The 8,763-nt window shown below is 31.5% G+C and carries 7 protein-coding genes; all 7 read right to left on the bottom strand.

The annotated features are described in order from the left end of the window. Positions 1-2,172: endopeptidase La (gene lon / locus SPD90_RS12410; protein WP_320925436.1), on the bottom strand; the 2,172-nt coding region annotated here is incomplete at its 3' end. A 248-nt stretch (positions 2,173-2,420) separates the two neighbouring features. Next, positions 2,421-3,668: an ATP-dependent Clp protease ATP-binding subunit ClpX gene (clpX, locus tag SPD90_RS12405; RefSeq protein ID WP_320925435.1), complete on the bottom strand. Its 1,248-nt coding sequence runs from the start codon at positions 3,666-3,668 to the stop codon at positions 2,421-2,423. Positions 3,669-3,706: 38 nt separating this feature from the next. Beyond that, the gene (gene clpP / locus SPD90_RS12400) at positions 3,707-4,288 is read right to left on the bottom strand and encodes an ATP-dependent Clp endopeptidase proteolytic subunit ClpP (RefSeq protein ID WP_320625721.1); all 582 of its coding nucleotides are present in this window, start codon (positions 4,286-4,288) and stop codon (positions 3,707-3,709) included. An 84-nt stretch (positions 4,289-4,372) separates the two neighbouring features. Further along, positions 4,373-5,656: a trigger factor gene (tig, locus tag SPD90_RS12395; RefSeq protein ID WP_320625720.1), complete on the bottom strand. Its 1,284-nt coding sequence runs from the start codon at positions 5,654-5,656 to the stop codon at positions 4,373-4,375. Positions 5,657-5,787: 131 nt separating this feature from the next. Further along, the gene (locus SPD90_RS12390; protein ID WP_320625719.1) at positions 5,788-6,270 is read right to left on the bottom strand and encodes a metallophosphoesterase family protein; all 483 of its coding nucleotides are present in this window, start codon (positions 6,268-6,270) and stop codon (positions 5,788-5,790) included. An 18-nt stretch (positions 6,271-6,288) separates the two neighbouring features. After that, entirely contained in the window at positions 6,289-7,638 is a 1,350-nt protein-coding gene (rph, locus tag SPD90_RS12385; RefSeq protein ID WP_320625718.1) for a ribonuclease PH, read from the bottom strand. Between the two features lie 179 nt (positions 7,639-7,817). Continuing rightward, a partial coding sequence (gene ligA / locus SPD90_RS12380; RefSeq protein WP_320925434.1) for an NAD-dependent DNA ligase LigA occupies positions 7,818-8,763 on the bottom strand: 946 nt, incomplete at its 5' end.

The following is an 8,763-nucleotide window of genomic DNA, read 5'->3' as shown; positions in this document are numbered from 1 at the left end:
AACTCCTCCAACTGGTAACACTCTACCTCTTAAAGTTATTTCACCTGTCATAGCGACATCGCATCTTACAGGGATTTTGGTTAAAGCAGATAATACTGCTGTAGCCATTGTAACACCTGCTGATGGTCCATCCTTAGGTGTAGCTCCCTCTGGAATATGAATGTGAATATCCTCAGTTTGATAGAAGTCATCAGGAATATTGTATTTATCTGATATTGATCTAATATAAGAAATTGCAGTTTGAGCAGATTCCTTCATTACATCACCTAATTGACCAGTTAATACAATTTGTCCTTTACCTTTTAGTACGTTTACCTCTACATTTAGAGTTACTCCTCCAACTGCAGTCCATGCAAGTCCTGTAACCATTCCTACTTCTGGTTTAGCACCAGCTAAATCGAATGTATACTTGTCTTTTCCTAGGTATTCTTCTAAGTCCTCCTTCTTAACTACAACTTCAGTTAAGCTCGGATCTTCAACGTATTTTTTAGCTATTTTTCTGCATATCTTTCCTATAGTTCTTTCTAAATTTCTGACACCAGCTTCTCTAGTATAGTAGTTTATGATGTCTCTCATAGTAGCATCGTCTATTTTAACAAAGCCTTCTTTAAGACCATTTTCAGCTATTTGCTTTTTAACTAAGTATTTTTGAGCTATATTTAATTTTTCTTCTTCGATATAACCAGATAATTCTATTATTTCCATTCTGTCAAGTAATGGACCTGGTATTGTGCTCAAGCTATTTGCAGTAGTTATGAATAATATCTTAGATAAATCAAATGGTATTTCTAGATAGTGGTCTACAAAGTTTTTGTTTTGTTCTGGATCTAGAACCTCTAGCATAGCAGACGCAACATCACCCTTGTAGTCAGATGCCATCTTGTCTATTTCATCTAGTAAGAAAACAGGATTTTTAGTTTCTGCTTCTTTTACACCGTTTATAATTCTACCTGGGATAGCTGCAACATAAGTTCTTCTATGACCTCTTATTTCAGCCTCATCTCTTACGCCGCCAAGAGAAATTCTCACGAATTTTCTGTTCATTGCAGCTGCAATAGATTTTGCTATAGATGTTTTACCTACCCCTGGAGGTCCAACTAAACAGATTATCGGTCCTTTTAATGATTTAGATAAAGTTCTTACTGCTAAGAATTCTAGTATTCTTTCTTTTACTTTATCCATACCATAGTGGTCTTGATCTAGTATTTCTCTAGCCTTTTTGATGTCTAATTTATCTCTAGTTTCTTTATTCCATGGTAGTGAGAATATAGTATCTAGGTAGTTTCTACTTACAGATATATCTGGTGAAGCAGGTGATATTTTAGAGAATTTGTCTATTTCTCTATTTATTTTAGCCTTTGTGTCTTTAGGCGCTTTTATCTTTTTAAGCTTAATTCTGTACTCTTCTGCTTCAGAATTTATATCTTCTTCTTCACCTAATTCCTTTTGTATAGCTCTAAGCTGTTCTCTTAAATAGTATTCCTTTTGAACCTTATTCATTTGTTTTTTGACTCTTAGAGTTATTTTCTTTTCAATTTTTAATATATCAATTTCTTCTAGTAAAATTGAATATAAAAGCTCTAATCTCTTTGTTATATCAAATTCTTCTAGTATTTGTTGTTTTTGTTCTGGTTTTAAATATATATTAGAGGCAATAGTATCTACAAATCTATCTGCATTTTCTATTTCTTCTAGTGAAACAAGTATTTCAGGAGAAACTCTATTTCCTATATTTATATATTCTTCAAAAGAGTCTAAAACATTTCTAACTAAAGCTTGAACTTCTACATCGTTTTCACTTTCGCTTTGGTCATATATTATTTCATCGACAACAGCTTCAAAAAAGCCTCTATCTTGATTAACTTCTTTTATTTTAGCTCTTGATATACCTTCAACTAAAACACGAACTGTGTCTCCAGGTAATTTTATCATTTGCTTTACTTTACAAATTGTTCCAACATGATAAAAATCATCTTCTGTAGGCTCATCAACTTCAACTTCCTTTTGTGATGTTAAAAAGATCAACTCATCTGCCATCATAGCTTCGTCTAAAGCTCTTATGGAAATATCTCTGCCTATATCAAAATTTAATATCATATATGGAAAAATTGCTAGTCCTCTTAGAGGAATCAATGGTAATTTACATTCTATCTTAGTATATTTATCTTCCACAATTTTCACTCCTTAAAGCATTTTCTATAATGTATATTAAACAAACACTTTTTTATAGTGCTTTTTATATTATATATTTACGAAGTTCAATTTTCAACATAAATAGAAATATACCCTTATTTTTTCCTTATATTTGCTTAATTTATTCATCACAAAACAAAATTTAAAAAAGGAGCTAAACAAGCTCCTTTTTTAAACTTAATTTATGCACGCAATACATATGCACTTTATTTTCAATTATGCAATATTTATGCACTTTCTTCATGATTTTTAAGTACTATTACTGGATCGCTATCTCCTTCTACAGATTTCTTAGTAATGATTACTTTTTTGATATCGTCTCTAGATGGAACTTCATACATAGTTTCCATCATAACATTTTCAACGATACTTCTAAGTCCTCTAGCACCTGTATTTCTTTCTATAGCTTTTTTAGCAATAGCTCTTAATGCATCGTCTTCAAACTCTAATTCTACGTTGTCAAGCTCTAATAATTTTTTAAATTGTTTTACCAAAGCATTCTTTGGTTCTTGTAATATTCTCATTAAAGCATCTTCATCTAATAATTCTAGTGTTGCAACGACTGGTATTCTTCCTATAAATTCTGGTATTATACCGTATTTTAATAAATCTTCAGGAAGTACCTTTGAATATATCTTTCCTAAGTCTACATTCTTTTTACTTTCTATTTTTGCTCCAAATCCAAGAGTCTTAGTTTCTCCACGTCTTTGGATTATCTTTTCAATTCCATCAAAGGCTCCACCTAAAATGAATAATACATTTGTTGTATCTATTTTAAGGAATTCTTGATGAGGATGTTTTCTTCCACCTTGAGGTGGAACATTTGCAACTGTTCCTTCAAGTATCTTTAATAGTGCTTGTTGCACACCTTCACCACTAACATCTCTAGTTATAGATGGATTTTCTGATTTTCTAGCTATTTTATCAATTTCATCTATATAGATTATGCCTTTTTCTGCTTTTTCTATGTCAAAATCAGCAGCTTGGATAAGTTTTAATAAGATGTTTTCAACGTCTTCTCCAACATACCCTGCTTCTGTTAAAGATGTAGCATCAGCCATAGCGAATGGTACATTTAATGTCTTAGCTAATGTTTGAGCTAATAAAGTCTTCCCTGAACCTGTTGGTCCTAATAGAAGAATATTACTCTTTTGAATTTCTATATCTTTAGAATTCGCTTTTTTGCTGTAAATTCTCTTATAATGATTATATACAGCTACTGATAATATCTTTTTAGCTCTTTCTTGACCTATGACATAATCATTTAAGATTTCCATCATTTCTTTAGGTTTTGGTAAAGATAGAGTATCCTCTTCTAAAGTTTCTTCCATCTCTTCTTGTATTATTTCATCACAAAGCTCAACACATTCATCACAAATGTAAACATTTGGCCCTGCAATTAATCTTCTAACTTGGTCTTGAGTCTTTCCACAGAATGAACATTTTAATTGTCTTTTATCTTCGTATTTTGACATATTAAGCACCTCTTCCTAAAACTACGCTCTTTTTTCAATTACTTCTTTTCAATTACTTCATCGATTAGACCGTATTCTTTTGCTTCTTGAGCACTCATAAAGTTGTCACGTTCTGTATCTATTTGTATTTTTTCTATTGGTTGGCCAGTTCTTTCAGAAAGAATTTTATTTAATCTTTCTCTGATTTTTAAAATCCATTTTGCATGAATTTCTATATCTGTAGCTTGGCCTTTTGCTCCACCTAAAGGTTGGTGTATCATTATTTCACTATTTGGTAGTGCAAATCTTTTTCCTTTTGCTCCTGCATTTAATAAAAATGCACCCATTGAAGCAGCCATACCTATACATATAGTGCTTACATCTGGTTTTATATATTGCATAGTATCGTAAATAGCCATACCAGCTGTCACGCTACCACCTGGAGAATTTATATATAAATGTATATCCTTATCTGGGTCTTCAGCCTCTAAAAACAATAATTGAGCAACTACTAAGCTAGCAGTAGTGTCATTTACTTCATCACTTAAAAATATTATTCTATCTTTTAAAAGTCTAGAATATATATCGTAGGCTCTCTCTCCTCTACCTGTCTGTTCTACTACAGTAGGTACTAATGCCATAAATCATACCCCCTCCATATTTTTGTGGATATATTTGTGGTAATTTATTAAAATTACCACAATTTAATCTTTTTATAGTTTTTATTATGCTATAACAGCATTTTCAACTAATAAATCTATAGCTTTTGTTATTCTTAATTGTCCTTTTATATCGTCTAATCCATCTGGTCTTAAAGCTTCTTTTACTTGTTCTACTGTCATGCTATAATTTTCTGCCATCTTAGCTACTTCTGCATCAAGTTCTTCATCGCTTACAGTAATATTTTCAGCATTTGCTATAGCATCTATTACTAGTGAAGATTTTACTGCTGTTTTAGCTTCTTCTCTCTTTTCATCTCTTAATTCTTGCATAGATTTTCCTGTCATTTCTAATAATTGTTCTATGCTGAATCCTTGATATTGTAATGAATAATTAAGTTCCATTATAGAACTATCTATTTGAGCTTCTATCATAGTATCAGGAACATCTATTTCTGTATTAGCTACAGCTTTTTCTACTACTGCATTTCTTTCTTCAGCTTTAGCTTTGTCAGCTGCTTCTTTTTCAGCATTAGCTCTTATATCAGCTTTTAATTCGTCTAAAGATTCAAATTCTGTAGTATCTTTAGCAAATTCATCGTCTAATTCTGGTAATTCTTTAACTTTTACTGCATTTACTTTAACTTTGAATACAACTGGTGCTCCAGATAATTCTTGTACATGGTAGCCTTCTGGGAAAGTAACGTTTAATTCAACTTCTTCTCCAGCTTTTTTACCTACTAATTGTTCTTCAAATCCTGGTATAAATGCTCCAGATCCTATAACTAAGTCGTGTCCTTCTTCTTTACCTCCTGCGAAAGGAACTCCATCTTTGAATCCTTCGTAGTCTATGTTAGCAGTATCTCCATTTTCTATTTCTTTATCTGATTCTACTAATCTAGAAGCTTTTTCTTGTAATTGTTTTAATTTAGCGTCTACATCTTCATCACTTACAGTATAAACAACTTTTTCTACTTCTATACCTTTGTATTGACCTAATTCAAATTCTGGTCTTACTTCAACTTTTACTAATAATACTAAACCATTGTCTTTGCTTATTTCTTCAACATCTATGCTTGGTCTATCTATTGGTAATAAACCTAATTCGTCTATTGCTTTTGGATATTCTTCAGGGAATACTATATCTATAGCATCTTCATAGAATACACCTTTTCCATAGTTATTTTCGATTATTTTTCTAGGTGCTTTACCTTTTCTAAATCCTGCTATATTGAATCTACCTTTGTTTTTGTTGTAAGCTTTGTTTATAGCAGCTTCAAATTTGTCGTTGTCTATAGTTAATTTGAAATCTACAACGTTACCTTCTTTTTTAATTAATTCTGCTTTCATTTAACTTTATCCTCCTAAATATATATATGTAATCATTTTAGAATAACTTTTTCATTCTAATAAATATCTAACTCTTTAATTATATCACAACCATTTTTTTATTTACAAGTATTCCATTGAATTCAAAGTATTTATATTTTTATTCGTTCGTAATTAATTTCTCCATTTTCTATATCCAATATACCAAGTCCTTTGCTTGAGCCACCTCTTGGCAATGATGTACTTCCTGGATTAATAAAAATTACGCCTTTTACTTCTTCATAGCAAGGAACATGTGAATGACCAAATATTACTATATTGGCCCCTAAATCTAATGCTCTTTCATATAGATCCACTAAAGTGTATTTAATTCCATATCTATGTCCATGACATACAAAAATCTTTTTGTCTTCAGCTGTGAATATCTCTTCATCATTTCCTGGGTCTGAATAAAAATCACAATTCCCCTTAACAGCCACAACAGGTATATCTGTCATAGCCTCTATATACTCACCATCGTCTACATTATCCCCTGCATGGACAATTAAATCGCAATCTTGTAAAAACGGAATCGCCTTATCAATTGCTGCTGTAAATCTATGAGTATCACTAATTATTCCTATTCTCATTGTCATTTCACTACCTTTATTATTCTATCTGCCTACTCTTCTTGATAATTCTTCTTTCATTAATTGTAGTGCATTTGCTCTATGACTTATAGCATTCTTTATGCTTGATGGCAATTCAGCAAAAGTCTTGTTGTATTTATCGACTATAAATAGATTATCATATCCAAATCCATTTTTACCTTTTTCTTCAAAGCCTATAGTTCCTTCACAAGTTCCTCTTACTACAAATTCCTTGCCATCTGGGAAAACTACTGCTATACAACAAACAAATCTAGCACTTCTATGACTCATAGGAGTATTATTTAATGATTTTAGTAGTTTAGCTCTATTTTCTTCATCAGTAGCATTTTCTCCTGCATATCTAGCAGAATAAATGCCAGGTTTTTTTCCTATTGCATCGACTTCAAGCCCAGAATCATCTGCTATTGTTATCATTTTAGTTCTTTTTGCTACTTCTCTAGCCTTTATCAATGCATTATGTTCAAATGTTTTCCCATTTTCCTCAATTTCCAAACCACCAAGGTCGACATCCTTCAATGAATATATATTATAATCTAAGTCTTTTAATATGTCACCTATTTCTTCTAATTTATGAGCATTTCCTGTTGCAATAACCACGTCATTACCGTAATCAACACCTAAAATCTCATCTGCTATTTCTCCTAGAGCTTCTCTTTGAGCTTGTAATAATAATTTATTACCCTTTTCTCCTAACTCTAAAAGCTTGTCTAGATCTTTTCTTGAAAAAGGACACTCTTCTCCTGTACCTTGTACTTCGACGAATTCACCTTTATCAGTCATTATAATATTCATATCGACTTGTGCATTTGAATCTTCATCATAGCATAGGTCTAATAAATATTCTCCATCTACTATTCCTACACTTATAGCTGATACGAAATTTCTAACAGGCATGTGTTTTATTACTTTATCCTTATGTAGCTTATTGATAGCATCTAATACAGCCACAAATGCCCCTGTTATTGATGCTGTTCTAGTACCTCCATCAGCTTGAATTACATCACAGTCTACCCAGATAGTTCTTTCTCCCAATTTATCTAAATCAACTACAGATCTAATAGCTCTACCTATTAATCTTTGTATTTCTTGAGTTCTGCCGTCTATTTTTCCTCTAGATGCATCTCTGATTTTTCTTTGTTGAGTTGATCTAGGTAACATAGAATATTCTGCATTTATCCAGCCAGTTCCTGTATTTCTTAGAAAGGGAGGAACCTTGTCCTCTACAGAAGCATTACATAAAACTTTTGTATCGCCCATTTCTATAAATACAGACCCCTCTGCATATTTTGTGTAATTTCTAGTTATTTTTAAATCTCTAATTTGATCAAACTCTCTACCATCAATTCTCGTCATTTTTTTTCCTTTCTAAAATCAAACGCTTCTTCCAAACAATTCATTAAATCTTATAGCTTTATATACTCTAATAAACTAACTTATTCCTAAATCATTCTATCACTACTTTGATTAATTTACTACATTTATAAGGTAAAATCAACTTTTATAAGATTATTTTTAATCTAACAATAATTATTCTATAAATTTTCTAAAACCTCTTGATTAGTTTTAAGGTTTATTAATTGTAAAAACTTCTCTTCATCTATAACCTTTATTCCTAAATCATTTGCCTTTGTCAATTTAGAGCCAGCTTCCTCTCCTGCAAGCACGAACGAAGTTGATTTACTAACACTAGAAGTCGCCTTTCCACCTCTTTTTTCTATTAGCTCTTTTGCATCATTTCTCTTTAATGTTGGAAGAGTTCCTGTTAAAACAATTTTCATCTTGTCAAATATCTTAGGTATATCCTCATCATCTGATTCAATTAACTTAGTATTTACACCTACTGCCTTTAATTTTTCTATAACTAGTAAATTCTTTTCTTCCTTGAAAAATTCCACAACGCTGTCCGCCATAGTATTTCCAAATTCCTCTAAATTTATTAGTTCTTCTTCTGAAGCATTCATCAATTTATCTAAATCCTTAAATTCGCTTGCAAGTACCTTTGCAGCCTTAGTTCCTATTAATTTTATTCCCAAGCCGTTTATAAGTCTCCATAAGTCATTTTCTTTTGATTTATTTATCGCGTTTATTAGATTAGTTGCTGATTTATCTCCCATTCTTTCAAGACCTGATATTTGTTCTTTTTCTAGATAGTACAAATCAGATATATTTTCTATTAGCTTTTCATTTAATAGTAATGTAATTATAGACTCACCTAATCCATCTATGTTCATCGCCTCTCTTGAAGCAAAATGTATAATTCCTCTTCTGATTTGAGCTGGACAAGATATATTTATACATTTAACTGCTGCCTCACCATCTAATCTTACTGTAGGCTCACCGCAGACAGGACACGCTGTCGGCATATTAAATTCTATCTCTTCTCCTGTTCTCTTATCTGTTACTACTTCTACTACCTGTGGAATTATGTCTCCTGCTTTTTGAACTAGTACAGTATCATTTATCTTTATATCTTTCTCC

Origin of the sequence: Intestinibacter sp. (genome assembly GCF_034113885.1) — a bacterium.
Lineage (GTDB): Bacteria > Bacillota > Clostridia > Peptostreptococcales > Peptostreptococcaceae > Intestinibacter.
This window is presented reverse-complemented; position numbering and strand designations above follow the sequence as displayed.